Origin of the sequence: Alteromonas sp. H39 (assembly GCF_047556435.1) — a bacterium.
Classification (GTDB): domain Bacteria; phylum Pseudomonadota; class Gammaproteobacteria; order Enterobacterales; family Alteromonadaceae; genus Alteromonas.
In genome coordinates, this window is the sequence record NZ_CP180210.1 from 3,859,634 (window position 1) to 3,874,540 (window position 14,907).

Here is a 14,907-nt window from a genome sequence, read left to right on the forward strand (position 1 = left end):
ATATGCAACGAAAGTTCATTTTCATTAAAACCTTGTACGTGTCAATATAGTAGCGGGTTTAAACTGTTAATAAAATGCCGACAAATGCCGCTCATCGTAACCAGAGAAGCATTTGTCCGTTCATAGATACAGGCCCAAACATCTGCATGAAGAGGGCGCGGCAATCGCGCCACCAGAGACTGGCGTGGTATGTGAGTGTCATAGCTAACGCCAGGTTCTACTGATAACGTAGCAGTGCAGATTTACTTAAAAAAACGCTATGCGCAGAGGTTGTAAATGTTCGCTTATGTTGCCCGCCAGCCGATATTTGACGATAAACGCGAAGTCTATGCCTATGAGATTTTGTTTCGCGATGGCGAGGACAACTGCTTCCCGGACATTCCCCCTGACGAAGCGACATCTAAAATTCTCACTTCGACACACCTGAGCCTGGGAATCGAAGAAATTACCAATGGCAAACTGGCATTTATCAATTTCCATCGCGATACCCTGATGTATCGGTTCCCAACCTCGCTGGATCCCTCGGCCGTGGTCATTGAGGTAGTGGAGACAGTAGATGTGGACGAACAGCTGGTGGCAGCCTGTAGACACATTCGCGGGCTTGGCTACCCTATCGCTCTGGATGATTACGACAATACCGGTCGCTGGGAACCGTTCATCCCTTTTACCAGTGTGATTAAGTTCGATATTACTACCATGGATATCGAGAAAATTCGCGAGCTCGTACCGATATTAAAAGAACATCGGGTTAAGCTGGTTGCAGAAAAAATCGAAACCTACGAGCAATTCGAAACATTTAAAGAAATGGGATTTGATTTTTTCCAGGGCTATTTTCTTGCCCGACCAGAGATTGTCCGGCATCGAAAGCTAGGTGCATCGAAATTAACGATGCTTGAACTTATCTCTGCCAGTTCTTCGCGCGAACTCGATTTCGACAAAATAAGCAGCATCATCGAGCGTGACCCAGCACTGACCTATTTGCTGCTGCGGTTTATCAACAATCCGCTGACAAACAAACGCAATAAAATCAGCTCCCTGAAGCATGCCCTGAATTACATGGGCGAAATCGAAGTGAAGAAATTCATCGCGCTGTTGGCACTTGCCAACCTCAATGAGGGCCAGCCCAGCGAGCTGCTGCAAATGTCTCTGGTGCGGGCTAAATTTTGTGAACTTGTCTCCATCGCCTTAAAAGAACAGGAAAACCCGCCCACTGGCTTTCTTACAGGTTTACTGTCGATGATGGATGCGATGATGGAGCAGGACATGGAAGAGCTGATGGACAAAGTGCCGGTCTCGGATAACGTTAGAGATGCACTTTGCGGTCGGCAAAACCTGCTTTTCGATTGCTTGACTGCGGTGCAGCATCTGGAACATGCCAACTGGGCCGGCATCAAGCGATTTGCAGCAAAATACAATTTAAAACAACCGATGATCCATCATTTTTATAATGAAGGCATTAAGTGGGCGAAAGCCATACATTCAAGTGTGAAAAAGCCTTAGCCTGCGTTGGCGAGCGGTCAGGTGGACAGACCAGGTTTTGCAATCGTCGTACGAATAACCTTACAGCCTCGCTACTTGTGGACTACAATTTGACCATAAGGTAAAGTGAAGCATAGCGCGAAACCGTCTTTGGCCACGGATATTCTGATAATAGGAAAACTGGCTCTGACCTGTTTCATGCATTGTTGTTTGGTTTTTTTAAGCCTGATTATGTAAGTGCATTCGTATTCGCATCTTCCTAGATACGAATAAATCGGCCTGATGTGGTAAAAAAATCCATTATACAGTCCGATAAATAAAATAATAACGACGTTAAAGGGATAACCTGTCTATATGTTTGCGTTTATTGCTCGTCAACCAATCCTGGATCGAGATAAGGATGTCTTTGCTTACGAGCTGCTGTTCCGGGATGGTAAAGGAGGCTCGTTTCCTGATTTGGATAGCGATAAAGCAAAGTATATCGCTAACCGCTTCCACACCCTCGGTCTCGATGATATCTGTGGTGAGAAAAAGTCTTTCATCAATTTTAGCAGCGACACTATCATTTCACGCTTTCCAACTACGTTTAATCCGGAAACCGTTGTCGTTGAACTGGATGAAAATCCGTTTCTGCAAAGCGGATTATTAGAGGCTTGCCAGCATATTAAACAACTCGGCTTTAAGCTGGCCATCGACGACCCGATGATGATGAGCGGCAAGCACGAAATCTTCCCGCTGATTGATATTGTCAAAGTAGATGTCTCAAAAGCCCGCTACGAAGTCATAGAAAAGAACATTCCCCGCTTTCTGGACTCGAACATCAAACTGGTGGCCGAACAAGTCGACAGTCACACAGACTTTAATAATTGCCGTGATTTAGGCTTCGATTTCTTCCAGGGCTATTTCTTTGCGACACCGGAAGCGCGCATTCAGCGCCAGTTGCCGGCATCGAAGATGAACCTGGTCGATTTAATGGGAGAGAGCGCTAACAGCAATTTTGATCTTGCTCGTATCAATCAGATCATTGAGCGTGATGCGGCCTTAAGTTACCTGCTGCTGAAGTTCATCAACAATCCCACTATCAACAAGCGCTACAAGATTACCTCTCTGAAACACGCTTTGGCGTACATGGGCGAGGTCGAAATCAAAAAGTTCATTGCGTTGTTATCACTGGCTAACCTTGGTGATGATAAGCCACTTGAACTGATTCATATGTCGCTGGTGCGCGCGAAGTTTTTTGACCTGCTATCGCAGGAAAGAAAGCTGAATACCGATCCACCGGTTGGTTTTCTCGTGGGACTGTTCTCGTTGTTGGATGCACTGCTTGACCAATCGATGCCGGATATCTTAAAACAACTGCCGTTAACCGATGATGTCAATACGGCGCTGCTGGGTAAATCCAGTGAATTTAACCACTATCTTTCGCTTGCAAGGGCTTTTGAGAGCGCGTTATGGCTAAACGTTATTAAGCAGTCCCGAGAGCTGAATATTGATCAGAAGCACCTGCACAGCCTGTACAATCAGGCGATCATCTGGGGTAACGGGGTAAGAAATACCATCTCATCTTATTTTCCCAGACCGGTACTCAAGCAATAGCCCGCCCAAAGAAAAAACAGTAGAGCGAGAAAAGTCCGGCATACCGGACTTTTTTGTATTCGACGTCTTTTTAAGAACGATAGTGACATGCCAGCTTGTGTAAGACACAGACAGGTTACACCAATACACCTGGATATGAGTTCACCCAGCACGTGAATTTTTCAACTTTTGACAAGCCAGTTTTGTGTCGGTGTGGTGGGGCTAAATCCCGCGAAATTCAGTCAGCTCAACAATGTAACAAGCCACGGCCGGAGCGCGAAAGAGAAATGTACCCAATCACACATCATTATGATTATGGGCTGGTACAAAGGCTTATTTAGGCTCAATCTCTCTGACGTGGCGCTGCACAGAAATCAACGAGCCTACCAGCCCCAGCAGCACCGATAATCCCAGCATTGTAAACAGCGCACTGCCGGTTAAACCGGTGATAGCGAAATCTTTTTGATACAGCGCGGCAAAGGCCTGGATGCTACTGTCCATCCACCAAAGAATAAGGATCACCGCTACCCACGCTATCAGACCGCCTAAGAGTCCATACCAGAATCCGGTATACAAAAACGGTCGGTGGATAAAAGCGTCAGTCGCTCCCACCAGCTTCATCACCAGAATCTCATCACGCTTATTAAGAATATTCAGCCTGATGGTATTACCAATTATCAGCACCACTGCAATAAATAACAGGCCACCAATAAGCGTTACCAGGTCACGGATAATATCCAGTACTGCGTAAAGCCGCTCCAGCCACTCAATATCCAGCTTACCGATATCTACTTCGCGCTGCTGCTTCAGTTTGTCCAGCAGCATCTGTGCGGCTTGTGGCGTGGCATGCTTTTCGACGGGAGCCACCAGCACCACGTCAGGTAGCGGATTGGACTCCAGATACGCGATGGCATCGCCCAGGCCAGAGAGGTGCTGGAATTCTTTTAGCGCATCGTCGGCAGGAATGAAGGTGACGGTATCGATTTCCGGCCAGGTATTTAACCGGGTTAACAGCTGTTGTGCGCTTGCCTCTGACGTACTTTCTTTTAAAAACAGTGAAATTTCTGATGCCTGCTCCCACCCGGCACTGATTTTTTCGGTATTTTTTACCATGATGTAAAGTGTGCTGGGCAACGTGATACTTAGTCCAAGCACACCTACCGTCATAATCGAGGCAGCTGGCTGTCGCCAAAGTTCACCAAGACTTCCTAACGCCTGACGCAGATGACTGATAAAAAATGCCATAATTGTCTGAACAGTACCGATGCGGGCATCGCTGGCACCTTGCGGTCGGCCTTTAAATAATAAACTCATGACCAGCTCCCGTCGGTGTCTGTCAGCCCATCGGTGATCATCTGGCCATTTTTTAAGGTCAGAGTGCGGTACTTCATGCGCGCTATCAGGCCCAGGTCATGGGTTGCAATGAAGACCGATACGCCCGCCTGATTAAAGTCTTCGAATAACCGTACTATTTCCATAGACAGTTTGGGGTCGAGATTACCGGTTGGCTCATCGGCAAGCAGTAATGGTGGCTTGTTTACGACAGCCCGGGCTATGCCGACACGCTGCTGTTCACCACCGGAGAGCATTATCGGCAGGTTGCGGGCTTTGTCACGCAACCCCACCATTTCCAATGCGGCATGAACGCGTTTCGTGGTTTCCTTGTGGGTGTAGCCTTCAATAACGAGCGGCAGGGCCACATTATCGAACACCGTTTTGTCCATTAACAACTGATGGCTCTGGAAGATCATACCGATATCACGACGGATATAGGCAATCTGGCGACGAGAGATACTGTTCAGGTCATGGCCGTTAATCAGCACACGTCCGACAGTCGGACGTTCCATAATACTGATAAGCTTTAACAATGTGCTTTTTCCGGCTCCGGAATGGCCGGTCAGAAACGCCATTTCGCCCGGCTCAATGTGAAAATTCACTTTGCTGAGCGCGCGTTGTCCCCCGGGATACGTTTTGCTTACCTGCTCGAATTTAATCATATCCTGGTCCTGCTGTATGCGCCGGGGGCGGCGATGTTTTAATTATTATTGTCGGCTTCGCTGAACAGCGCGTCGATAAACTCATCACTGTTAAAGCGGCGAAGATCATCAATGCCTTCACCCACACCGATGTATCGGATAGGTATACCAAACTGATCAGCAATAGAAAAGATCACGCCACCTTTTGCCGTGCCATCCAGTTTGGTGAGTGTGATACCACTTAACCCTACCGCTTCATTAAACAGCTTTGCCTGACTCACGGCATTCTGTCCTGTACCGGCATCCAGCGTAAGCATGACTTCGTGCGGGGCATTGGGGTTCACCTTTTTCATCACCCGCACGACTTTCTTAAGCTCTTCCATCAGGTTGTTTTTATTTTGCAGACGCCCTGCGGTATCGGCAATCAGTACATCCATTTTTCGCGACTTGGCGGCTTCCAAAGCATCATACAGTACCGAAGCACTGTCAGAGCCAGTCGGCTGGGCAATAACAGGAATGCTGTTACGCTCACCCCACACCTGCAGCTGCTCAACGGCTGCCGCCCGGAACGTATCACCGGCAGCCAGCATGACACGTTTGCCATCCTGCTGGAACTGCTTGGCCAGCTTACCGATTGTAGTAGTTTTCCCGACACCATTAACCCCCACCATCAGAATGACAAACGGGCCTTCTTCACGGTCATGGGTTTTCATTACCTCTGTCAGCGGCTGATCAACGTCATTGAGCATCTCGCGCATCTGGTTTTTAAGAATATCTACCAGTGCTTCCGCATCTTTAAGTTGTCTGCGATCGGCGCTGTCGGTTAACCGCGTGATTATTTTCTGAGTGGTATCCATACCCACATCTGCAACCAGCAGCTGGGTCTCAAGATCTTCATAAAGCTCATCGTCGATGGCTTTGCCTTTAAACAGGCTGACAAAGCCGCTGCCCAGATTCGCTTTGGTGCGTGACAGGCTCTCGCGCAGACGACCGAAGAACGATTTTTTCTCTGGCTGTGGTGCTGGCTCAGGTACTTGCTCTTGTATTGGTTCTGGCTCTGGCTCTGGCTCTGGCTCTGGCTCTGGCTCTGGCTCTGGCTCTGGCTCTGGCTCTGGCTCTGCAGTGTTCTGTTGAGCTACCACGTCATCAAGAGGTTGCGGCTGTTCAGTTTCGCTGACAGCGGGCTGTGCATCGTTCTGGGTAACTGATGATGAAGTATCTGGTTCTTTGGGCTCGCTGGCTACCGGTGAAACAGACGGAACAGGTTTATCCTCATCGGTATTAATCGACACCGTTTCCCTGTCGTCGACCACCTCATGTTGCAATTCGTTCGTCGACGCTGTTGATGACTCGCGCTTTACGCCATCTTCAGTAATGCCGGAAGACGCGATATTGTCCGCTGACGGGGTGTTTGTAACGGCCTTTTTGTCTTCCGCTGGCTGTTCCGAGCGCTCGCTGGCTGCCGTAGTGTCATCACTGGTATCAACATCGGGTGCCTGCTGCAGATCCGAAGGAATAGATTCCTTATTTGAAGTGACGTCTGAGGGTGATTCTTTGTCTTGTTTGGACTTATCTGATTGCTTGTTCTTGCTGAACCAGCCAAAAAGTTTCGACATTGTGCGGTCAAATCCTTATAAAATCGGAGCAAATTCGGCTAAACTGGCCGGCTATTGTATGCAGCCATGATAGCATTGTCAGCCTCTATGAAGCGAGTTTCTCAGTCCTCACGAAAACAGCCGTCGAAAACCGGTCAAATCAGAGTCATCGCGGGTCAGTGGCGAGGACGAAAGCTACCTGTGTCTGACGTTGAAGGGCTGCGCCCCACCACCGACAGAAACAAGGAAACGCTGTTTAACTGGTTGATGCAGGATATCCGTGACGCCAGGTGTCTGGATGTTTTTGCCGGTAGTGGCGGACTGGGTATAGAGGCGTTATCCCGGTATGCTAAACATTGTGTCTTCTTTGAAAAAGACAAGCAGGCAGCAAGTATCTTAAGAAAAAACCTGCAGACTTTGGGGGCTAATGCTGAAGTCAGACAAGGCGATGCACTTTCTCTGTTAAACGACCAGCACCAGCCGTTTGATATTATCTTTGTCGATCCGCCGTTTGGTATGAATCTGGTAAACCCAACGCTGGCATCGCTCTCGCAAAACCGTCTACTGGCATCGGGTACACTGATTTACGTCGAGCAGGAAAGTCAGGCCAGCGATATTATGCTGCCTCCTGATAGCAGAATCATTAAAGAAAAACGTTTGCCACAATTACACTATCTGCTGATTGAGCTGGATTAATTAATGTGCGCAACATAAATACCCTACGGGCCTTAAGAAGTCATTTTCCTGTTATCGCGCGCGCTTTTCACGCACAGTGAACACTTCTGGTTTAACTCAGTGCTTCCCGTATCAGGAAAAACCTCAAAAGAAAAAAGCCGCTCATAAAGCGGCTTTCATAAAATAGTTTGCACTACATGTTAATTGTCGCTGTGCAAATCATCACTGACATCGGAACTGAGATCGATGCCGATATTCGAAATCCCTTCTTCCAACGCCAGAGCTTTCAGTGCATCCGCCGTCTCTGCCGGACGTCCACCCTGCTCGGCACAATCCAGCAACGCGTTCTGAATTTCCACTTCAAACTGCATTAGCGGATGGGCTTTTACGTTGTCTTCGGTCGCCTCGCCGGATGCTAGCAGGTAGGCTTCCACACTGCCCTGTGACAGTTTGCTGACCACGACCGCGCCCTGTAAATCGTCTTTTTTCGCCAGACTAACCGCTGCAGCCAGACCAATTGCCGCATCGATTGCCGGATACACGCCGAAGTTATCGTAATCCTGCGTATCTGGCGTCAACAACTCCACTTTCTCAAGCTGAACGGAAAAGTTAATTTTACTTTTCGGTGACTTCACTGACTCCCACAGCAAATCCAGACAGTTTCGACAGGTCTTGCCATCATCATACTCTGTCAGCTCGCAAAAAAGCTGATAGTTCGGAAGCATCCGCTCAAGTAACGCGGCACTGAAAGCCACCGCACGCCATCCTTCAAGGGCTCTTACACGGGCGAAGGTTGTGAGTTTTTGTTGCGCCATTACATCACTCCGGCAGTATGGGTAAAGTAGTTTGCCACGCCATCCAGGAACATCTGGATAGAAATCATCACCAGGATCATGCCCATCAGGCGCTCCATGGCGGTCAGTCCGCGTTCACCCAATAAACGATGAAAGAGACCTGAAAACATAAGAATAATTGCACTTACCAGCCAGCTTGCGCCCAACGCAATTGACCAGTCGAGCATGCGATCGGGATTTTGATTCGACATCAGAATAAGGGCCGCCAGCGTGGAGGGACCAGCAATCATCGGGATCGCAAGCGGAACCAGGAATGGCTCTTCCCCCACAGCCAGACCACTGGGGTTGCCCGCAGAGGGGAAAATCATTTTCAGCGCGATCAGGAATAGGATAATACCGCCTGCGATGCTGACGGTTTCCTGCTGAACGTTAAGAAAATCCAGTACCGCCTGACCGCTGAACAAAAAGGTGAACAGAATCAGCAGTGCGAAAAGCAACTCTCGAATGAGAATAAAGCGTCTGCGTTTGGGCTCAATGGTTTTTAACACCGACATAAACACCGGCAAGTTGCCCAGCGGATCCATGATCAGAAACAACATGACAGCAGCGGACCAGGTATCCATCGTCGGGGCAAACTCCTCAATCTGGGCATGGCAAGTCATGGTTTGCGCAGGTGGTGTCAGAATAAACACCTTTGATTTTCGCAGACTGGCCGGTTTTTACGTAAAAGACTCGCAAATTGTCGCATTTACGCTTAAATTTTACTATCACCAAAACGAGGTAGTGTTAAATGAGCTTAATGACAGTAAAAGAAGTCGCTGCGTTTCTGGATATTCAGGAAGTGCGGGTTGAACGACTCGAGCGCGAAAGCTTACTGGTTTCCAAAGAAAAAGATATTGAGGGAAATCCGCTTTTCGCAAGAAACGATGTTGAAAACTATAAAAAGCTGGCTGAACGTCTGGGCGGACTATAACTTCCAGGCAGTCAGCAGGCTCTGAGTATACGTACGCGTAGCACGCCTGTCAGCGCAGGGCCCGCAAAGCAAAAAATCCAGACAGTTTGTAAAGGGTGTCTGGATTTTTTTTGTATTAGCAGTAACTGGAAACGAATGCGGCCTGACAAAGACCGCACGCTGTCAGCGACAACTAATAATCCATCACCATTCTGGAAATGCTTTTAATGCCGTTCGCTGTTGCGCCAATCGGCATTTCTGCACTGCCACTGCCGTGATATGCCGCCGCCAGGTCCAGGTGTACCCATCCTTTGCCGCTTGGGTCAACGAAGCGAGCCAGGAAGCCTGCGGCATTAGACGCGCCGCCACCGCCGCCGCCTTTTTGCGGACGACTATTGGCGGTGTCTGCAAACGCCGAAGGGCAACGATCTTTATGGAATGGCTCAAGAGGCAATGGCCAGAAGCGCTCACCTTCGCTTTTCGCCGACGCCAGCATCGCCTCGCGGGCGTTATCATCTATAGTAAAGACAGCGTGGTAGTCGTTACCCAGCGCAACCACCGCTGCACCAGTGAGCGTTGCGGCGTTAATAATGAGCGGCGCACCGGTTTCGGTTGCCCGTAGCAGGCCATCAGCTAACACCAGACGACCTTCTGCATCAGTATTTACAATTTCCACGCTCACGCCGTTTTTGTACGTCAGCACGTCACCCAGCTTGTACGCATGGCCTGAAATGAGGTTTTCCGCACAACATAAGATCAGTTTGATACGCTTTTTCGTGCCTTTCATGATGGACAAACCCAGCGCACCAGTAACGGTAGCTGCACCGCCCATGTCACACTTCATGTCCAGCATGCCTTCGCTGGACTTAATGCTGTAGCCGCCACTGTCAAAAGTGATGCCCTTGCCAACCAGCACCGCGTCTACCGGCGCGCTATCGGCACCGGAAGGGTTGTAGTCTACTTCCAGCATCACAGGCGGGCGCACACTGCCGCGACCGACATTGTAAATTCCTGTCCAGCCCGCTTTGTTGAGGTCTTCACCGACAATCATCTCTACCGTGACCGCGTCACCGCCCAACTCTTTAATCCAGTTGCCTGCGCGTCTCGCCAGATTCTCCGGAGAGAGATCTTCCGGCGTATCGTTAACCAGCTGGCGGGTAAACAGCATGGCAGCATAATCCTGCTCCAATGTGGCTTTATCGTCATTGTCGCACCAGTTAATCGAGCCCGGATTGCGCGCACGGGTGAAACTCATTGCGAACGCCCATTGCTGAGCGCGGGTCCAGTCACCGTGCAGAGTCACTGAGGGGATCGTTAACCCGTCTATTTTGCGCGCAGCTTGCTGGATCACGCGTAACTCGTCCTGCGCGTCAGCAAGATGGATCGTAGCGCCTTCCCCATTAAAGGTCAGACGGTTCGCTTCGCCCCATTTTAATTCTGGCTTATCCTGCGATAGCGATACGGTAAAATCAGTCATAACAAATGCTTCCTCGCTTGGTACACTTAACATGTTTTTTGTTTTTACGAATAGGTGCCTATGCAGTTCAGTTCTCCGCTTTTACGCGGCACGCTGATTAAACGCTATAAACGTTTCTTCGCCGATGTGTTATTGGATGACGGACGAACCGTCACCGCACACTGCCCCAATACCGGTGCGATGACCGGCTGCGCTGAGCCGGGCTTTATCGCCTTCCTGAGTGAGTCAGATAACCCAAAAAGAAAACTAAAGTTCACTTGGGAGCTGGCGCAAACGCCCGAAGGGCATTTCATCGGCATTAATACGCACAATGCTAATAAACTGGTAGCGGAAGCATTAAATAACAAGGTGCTGGACGAATTTAATGTGATTGATGACTGGAAAGCGGAGGTCACACCTCCGGGTGCAGACAGCCGATTCGATTTTGCACTACAGGCAGGTGAAGAAACCCGCTACATGGAAGTGAAATCCGTTACGCTGGCCCGTGGCAATAAAGGATACTTTCCTGATGCGATTACTGCACGTGGCGCGAAGCATTGTCTGGAGTTAGCCAGACTCGCCAGAGAAGGTGTTCACACCAGCTTGCTGTTTTGTGTTCAACATACGGGGGTGAAAAGTGTGCAACCCGCGTTAGATATTGATCCAAAATACGCAGAAGCACTATCCATAGCTGCGCAAGCTGGGGTACAGATACTGGCGGCGGGCTGTGCAATTAACGAACAAAAAATTACGTTAAATCAATCACTCCCGCTATTAAAGTAAAAAATAAGTTGATTTTTCTGCTTATGCCGCCATATTTGCGCCTTGTTTTGCCTTTGCGGAACCGTAAATGGTCCGCCCAATCAGCGCGCCGTTGCCCAGTTTTGGCGCGCATCAGAAAGGTTACTGAGACACGTCCGTTGCCTGAAGGTGTCGATTCTGTTATAGATACTCGACTATTCAGGACACCTGGGTGTCGTAGTGTAGGAGATGTGGCAGATGCCAACAGGAAAAGAAGCGAAATCCCTGGGACTGTTAGCCCTAGCTGGCCTGGAACCATACCAGCCGAAAGCTGACGAAGAATACATGAACGATGCACAGATGGAGCACTTCCGTCTGTTGCTAAAGGCGTGGCGCAATCAGCTTCGTGAAGAAGTCGATCGCACGGTTACGCACATGAAAGATGAAGCTGCTAACTTCCCTGATCCGGTTGACCGGGCCGCACAGGAAGAAGAGTTCAGTCTGGAACTGCGTACCCGCGACCGCGAGCGCAAGCTTATCAAGAAAATTGAGAAGACACTGAAGCGTATCGAAGATGACGATTTTGGTTTCTGTGACCAGTGCGGCATTGAGATTGGCATCCGTCGTCTCGAAGCGCGTCCGACAGCAGATCTTTGTATCGACTGCAAAACCATGGCTGAAATTAAAGAGAAGCAGCTGCAAGGCTAACACCGTCAGCGGCCTGCTTTTCAGAGACACACCTGCCCTCGTGGATGCAGGTTTGTCTCGCTGTCTGTTTTTTACCCCCGACCTATTCCAATGACACGTGTTGCCGGCTATACCGGCCGATTTGCTCCCTCTCCCTCTGGTCCACTGCATTTTGGCTCTCTGCTCGCGGCATTGGCCAGTTATCTTGACGCTCGCGCCAATGACGGTACATGGCTGGTGAGAATGGAAGATATCGATACGCCACGCTGCATAAAAGGCGCTGACAGCGATATCCTTCACACTCTTGAAAAATACGGATTGGAGTGGGACGGTGATGTGCTGTATCAGTCACATCAGCATGAAAGATATCAGGACACCCTGAACACGCTTCTGAATAAACAACAAGCGTATTATTGCACCTGTACCCGTAAAATGATCAAAAATGCCGGTGGCGTGTATCCGGGAACATGTCGAGATGCCTCCCGCTCTCCGGAAAACGCAGCGACGCGGGCAAAGATAGTTACGCATCATAATCAGGTAAGCGATCGTGTCCAGGGCGATATTGTGATTGATGACCCTCATGCTCTCGAAGACCCTGTTATTAAACGTCGTGATGGTCTGTTTGCCTATAATTTAGTGGTCGTTATGGATGACGCCTTTCAGAATGTCACGCACATAGTTCGCGGCAGTGACCTGCTAACTACCACGGCTACCCAGCAAAGTTTATACGCATTGTTAGGTTACCCGCTCCCGACATACGCCCATATTCCAGTTGCATCGGTGACCCCCGGACGAAAACTCAGTAAGCAGAACCATGCCGCACCACTGAGCCTGACCAATATAGCGCAGACATTGACGACTGCCATGTCATTGCTGGGGTTACCGGTTTCTCAGGCTCCACAGGACGGCAACAGCCAAAGCCTGTTATCATGGGCAGTAGCAGAATGGGACGTGAATTTCGTACCCAAACGAAGTGAAATTATTGTCGATCGCTATCAATCCACTTATTATAGCGACCCTCAGGTTATAGCGGAGTAAACATCATCATTAATCGCGTGTTCAAATCGGTGAAAGGCGTATTCAGCCGGGAAAAGTCCTCAGTTAATGGTATTGAGGGAGTCAAAATCCCGCGTGCCGAACATGGCATATCCCGTGAAGATATCAGTGAAAACGCATTGAAAGTATTATACCGGCTGAACAAAGCGGGCTTTCAGTCGTATCTCGTCGGCGGCTGCGTTCGGGACCTGATGATAGGGTTAAAGCCAAAAGATTTTGATGTCGTCACCGATGCTACACCTGAACAGATTAAAGGGTTGTTTAAAAACTGTCGACTAATTGGACGACGTTTTCGCCTCGCCCACATCGTATTTGGCAGAGAAATCATAGAAGTCGCCACATTCCGCGGTCACCACGCTGATGACCACGACGGCGATAAGAAAACCGCACTGGGCAAGCAGGATGAGCACGGCCAGTTAGTGCGCGACAACGTATTTGGTAGCATTGAAGAAGACGCGGAGCGAAGAGACTTCACTTTCAATGCCATGTACTACTCGGTTGCTGATTTTACCGTTACTGACTTCGCCAACGGCATCGACGCTATCAAAAAACGCGAAGTGCGTTTAATTGGGGATCCTGAAACCCGCTATCGTGAAGATCCCGTAAGGATGTTACGCGCAGTGCGCTTTGCCGCAAAACTGGAAATGCGCATCGACAACTCAGCCGCAGCCCCGATTAAACCGCTGGCACATTTGCTGGGCAATATACCCCCTGCACGCCTGTTTGAGGAAACGCTGAAACTGTTTCTTTCCGGTCAGGGCGAACAGACATTCCTGAAGCTCCACGATTACGGACTTGTTGCCCCGCTTTTCCCGCAACTGGAGCCCTTACTCAAAGATCCAAACAGCCGGGAAATGCAGTTCATTCTGAAAGTACTGCGTAATACCGATGACCGGATTAACAGCAATCAGCGAGTTACGCCAGCGTTCCTTTACGCCGCACTGCTGTGGTATCCGCTGGAAGAGCAGTCTCAGAAACTGATGGCTGAGTCAGGTCTCAACAGTCACGATGCGGTGAATATTGCCATGGGAGAGGTGATCAGCCGGCAAACCCAACGCATCATGATCCCGAAACGTTTTTCCACCGTTATCCGGGATATCTGGATTTTGCAGCAACGGTTACCGAAGCGTTTCGGGCGTCGCGCCTTCCAGCTTCTGACACATCCAAAATTCCGTGCCGGTTATGATTTCCTGCTGGTGCGTGGCCAGGTAGAAGGTGGAGAATTGCTGGAACTGGCTGAGTGGTGGACGCAATTCCAGCACGCTGACAACAATAAGCAAAAAGGCATGCTTAACAGCCTTCGCAAAGCGGAAGGGGGAAGCGATAAGCCACGCCGTCGCCGACGTAAAAGCAGCCCAAAAAAGGCACCTGATGCATAAAGAACACGTTTATCTTGGTCTGGGAAGTAACTTAGGTGAATCGGAAGAAACGCTGCACCGGGCCTTTGACGCGATAAATAATATTGAAGATACGCGCTTACTGCGAAAATCCTCGCTGTATTCGAGTACGCCGATGGGTCCGCAGGATCAACCTGACTACGTCAATGCGGTATGCCTTATTGAAACCGCACTGAAACCTCACAGTTTGCTAAAGCAACTTCAGGCCATAGAACTGGCGTATGGCCGGGAACGCAAAGGTGAACGTTGGGGGCCACGCACACTCGACCTGGATATTCTCCTTTATGGTGCAGAGTCGGTGGCGACAACAGATTTAATTATTCCACACAGCGGCATGTCGCAGCGCGAATTCGTTCTGGTCCCGTTGTTTGAGATTGCCCCCAATATGATTATGCCTGACGGCAAACCGATCGCACAGTGGGTAGCCAACTGCACACTGGATGGCCTTCGCCGCCTGCGCACTTCCAATTAGTCACAAAATCCGTATAGTTCGCCAATCAACGTATCGATTTCAGGATAGTTGT

Annotated in this window: 15 protein-coding genes; 9 read left to right on the top strand and 6 right to left on the bottom strand. The window is 49.6% G+C overall.

Annotated elements, in window-relative coordinates; all coding sequences use genetic code 11:
- Positions 1 to 276: 276 nt before the first annotated feature.
- A complete protein-coding gene (locus ACLBLI_RS16850) occupies positions 277 to 1,500 on the top strand; it encodes an EAL and HDOD domain-containing protein (RefSeq protein WP_414828702.1) in 1,224 nt (407 codons plus the stop codon).
- Between the two features lie 333 nt (positions 1,501 to 1,833).
- Positions 1,834 to 3,075, top strand: a complete 1,242-nt coding sequence (locus ACLBLI_RS16855; RefSeq protein ID WP_414828703.1) for an EAL and HDOD domain-containing protein — start codon at positions 1,834 to 1,836, stop codon at positions 3,073 to 3,075.
- 312 nt (positions 3,076 to 3,387) lie between these two features.
- Here the strand turns inward: ACLBLI_RS16855 and ftsX are convergent, their stop codons facing one another.
- From ftsX to ftsY, 3 genes are read right to left on the bottom strand one after another with little or no spacing between them, the layout of a single operon-like run.
- Positions 3,388 to 4,368: a permease-like cell division protein FtsX gene (ftsX, locus tag ACLBLI_RS16860; RefSeq protein WP_414828704.1), complete on the bottom strand. Its 981-nt coding sequence runs from the start codon at positions 4,366 to 4,368 to the stop codon at positions 3,388 to 3,390.
- Positions 4,365 to 5,051 (bottom strand): cell division ATP-binding protein FtsE, encoded by a 687-nt coding sequence (ftsE, locus tag ACLBLI_RS16865; RefSeq protein WP_414828705.1) that lies wholly within the window; start codon positions 5,049 to 5,051, stop codon positions 4,365 to 4,367. The genes ftsX and ftsE overlap by 4 nt, the downstream gene beginning before the upstream one ends.
- Positions 5,052 to 5,089: 38 nt before the next feature.
- On the bottom strand, positions 5,090 to 6,646 hold the full coding sequence (gene ftsY, locus ACLBLI_RS16870) for a signal recognition particle-docking protein FtsY (RefSeq protein WP_414828706.1): 1,557 nt from the start codon (positions 6,644 to 6,646) through the stop codon (positions 5,090 to 5,092).
- A gap of 66 nt (positions 6,647 to 6,712) precedes the next feature.
- Here ftsY and rsmD point away from each other — a divergent pair, with 66 nt between their 5' ends.
- Complete coding sequence (rsmD, locus tag ACLBLI_RS16875) at positions 6,713 to 7,321, top strand: 16S rRNA (guanine(966)-N(2))-methyltransferase RsmD (protein WP_414828707.1); 609 nt, start codon at positions 6,713 to 6,715, stop codon at positions 7,319 to 7,321.
- Positions 7,322 to 7,500: 179 nt separating this feature from the next.
- On the opposite strand, the gene ACLBLI_RS16880 is transcribed toward rsmD, so the two are convergent.
- On the bottom strand, positions 7,501 to 8,115 hold the full coding sequence (locus ACLBLI_RS16880; RefSeq protein ID WP_414828708.1) for a YjaG family protein: 615 nt from the start codon (positions 8,113 to 8,115) through the stop codon (positions 7,501 to 7,503).
- A complete protein-coding gene (locus tag ACLBLI_RS16885) occupies positions 8,115 to 8,717 on the bottom strand; it encodes a YhgN family NAAT transporter (protein ID WP_414828709.1) in 603 nt (200 codons plus the stop codon). Before ACLBLI_RS16885 ends, ACLBLI_RS16880 begins: the two co-directional genes overlap by 1 nt.
- A gap of 167 nt (positions 8,718 to 8,884) precedes the next feature.
- Here ACLBLI_RS16885 and ACLBLI_RS16890 point away from each other — a divergent pair, with 167 nt between their 5' ends.
- Entirely contained in the window at positions 8,885 to 9,067 is a 183-nt protein-coding gene (locus tag ACLBLI_RS16890) for a helix-turn-helix domain-containing protein (RefSeq protein WP_218311028.1), read from the top strand.
- 172 nt (positions 9,068 to 9,239) lie between these two features.
- Here the strand turns inward: ACLBLI_RS16890 and pepB are convergent, their stop codons facing one another.
- Positions 9,240 to 10,523: an aminopeptidase PepB gene (gene pepB / locus ACLBLI_RS16895; protein WP_414828710.1), complete on the bottom strand. Its 1,284-nt coding sequence runs from the start codon at positions 10,521 to 10,523 to the stop codon at positions 9,240 to 9,242.
- 60 nt (positions 10,524 to 10,583) lie between these two features.
- On the opposite strand from pepB, the gene sfsA reads away from it, so the two are divergent.
- From sfsA to folK, 5 genes are all read left to right on the top strand, one after another.
- Positions 10,584 to 11,285: a DNA/RNA nuclease SfsA gene (gene sfsA, locus ACLBLI_RS16900; RefSeq protein WP_414828711.1), complete on the top strand. Its 702-nt coding sequence runs from the start codon at positions 10,584 to 10,586 to the stop codon at positions 11,283 to 11,285.
- Positions 11,286 to 11,501: 216 nt separating this feature from the next.
- Positions 11,502 to 11,951, top strand: a complete 450-nt coding sequence (gene dksA / locus ACLBLI_RS16905; RefSeq protein ID WP_414828712.1) for an RNA polymerase-binding protein DksA — start codon at positions 11,502 to 11,504, stop codon at positions 11,949 to 11,951.
- A 90-nt stretch (positions 11,952 to 12,041) separates the two neighbouring features.
- On the top strand, positions 12,042 to 12,968 hold the full coding sequence (gluQRS, locus tag ACLBLI_RS16910) for a tRNA glutamyl-Q(34) synthetase GluQRS (protein WP_414828713.1): 927 nt from the start codon (positions 12,042 to 12,044) through the stop codon (positions 12,966 to 12,968).
- 86 nt (positions 12,969 to 13,054) lie between these two features.
- Positions 13,055 to 14,365, top strand: coding sequence for a polynucleotide adenylyltransferase PcnB (pcnB, locus tag ACLBLI_RS16915; protein WP_414830990.1), 1,311 nt, complete (start codon positions 13,055 to 13,057; stop codon positions 14,363 to 14,365).
- Positions 14,358 to 14,855: a 2-amino-4-hydroxy-6-hydroxymethyldihydropteridine diphosphokinase gene (gene folK / locus ACLBLI_RS16920; protein ID WP_414828714.1), complete on the top strand. Its 498-nt coding sequence runs from the start codon at positions 14,358 to 14,360 to the stop codon at positions 14,853 to 14,855. Before pcnB ends, folK begins: the two co-directional genes overlap by 8 nt.
- The last annotated feature ends 52 nt before the right edge of the window (positions 14,856 to 14,907 follow it).

What these genes read in the sequence shown, in the direction of transcription:
- ftsX (WP_414828704.1), bottom strand. Translation starts at nt 4,368, where the DNA reads ATGAGTTTATTATTTAAAGGCCGACCGCAAGGTGCCAGCGATGCCCGC.
- ftsY (WP_414828706.1), bottom strand. Translation starts at nt 6,646, where the DNA reads ATGTCGAAACTTTTTGGCTGGTTCAGCAAGAACAAGCAATCAGATAAG.
- dksA (WP_414828712.1), top strand. Translation starts at nt 11,502, where the DNA reads ATGCCAACAGGAAAAGAAGCGAAATCCCTGGGACTGTTAGCCCTAGCT.
- ACLBLI_RS16850 (WP_414828702.1), top strand. Translation starts at nt 277, where the DNA reads ATGTTCGCTTATGTTGCCCGCCAGCCGATATTTGACGATAAACGCGAA.
- ACLBLI_RS16890 (WP_218311028.1), top strand. Translation starts at nt 8,885, where the DNA reads ATGAGCTTAATGACAGTAAAAGAAGTCGCTGCGTTTCTGGATATTCAG.
- ACLBLI_RS16885 (WP_414828709.1), bottom strand. Translation starts at nt 8,717, where the DNA reads ATGGATACCTGGTCCGCTGCTGTCATGTTGTTTCTGATCATGGATCCG.
- rsmD (WP_414828707.1), top strand. Translation starts at nt 6,713, where the DNA reads ATGATAGCATTGTCAGCCTCTATGAAGCGAGTTTCTCAGTCCTCACGA.
- ftsE (WP_414828705.1), bottom strand. Translation starts at nt 5,051, where the DNA reads ATGATTAAATTCGAGCAGGTAAGCAAAACGTATCCCGGGGGACAACGC.
- ACLBLI_RS16880 (WP_414828708.1), bottom strand. Translation starts at nt 8,115, where the DNA reads ATGGCGCAACAAAAACTCACAACCTTCGCCCGTGTAAGAGCCCTTGAA.
- folK (WP_414828714.1), top strand. Translation starts at nt 14,358, where the DNA reads ATGCATAAAGAACACGTTTATCTTGGTCTGGGAAGTAACTTAGGTGAA.
- gluQRS (WP_414828713.1), top strand. Translation starts at nt 12,042, where the DNA reads ATGACACGTGTTGCCGGCTATACCGGCCGATTTGCTCCCTCTCCCTCT.
- pepB (WP_414828710.1), bottom strand. Translation starts at nt 10,523, where the DNA reads ATGACTGATTTTACCGTATCGCTATCGCAGGATAAGCCAGAATTAAAA.
- sfsA (WP_414828711.1), top strand. Translation starts at nt 10,584, where the DNA reads ATGCAGTTCAGTTCTCCGCTTTTACGCGGCACGCTGATTAAACGCTAT.
- ACLBLI_RS16855 (WP_414828703.1), top strand. Translation starts at nt 1,834, where the DNA reads ATGTTTGCGTTTATTGCTCGTCAACCAATCCTGGATCGAGATAAGGAT.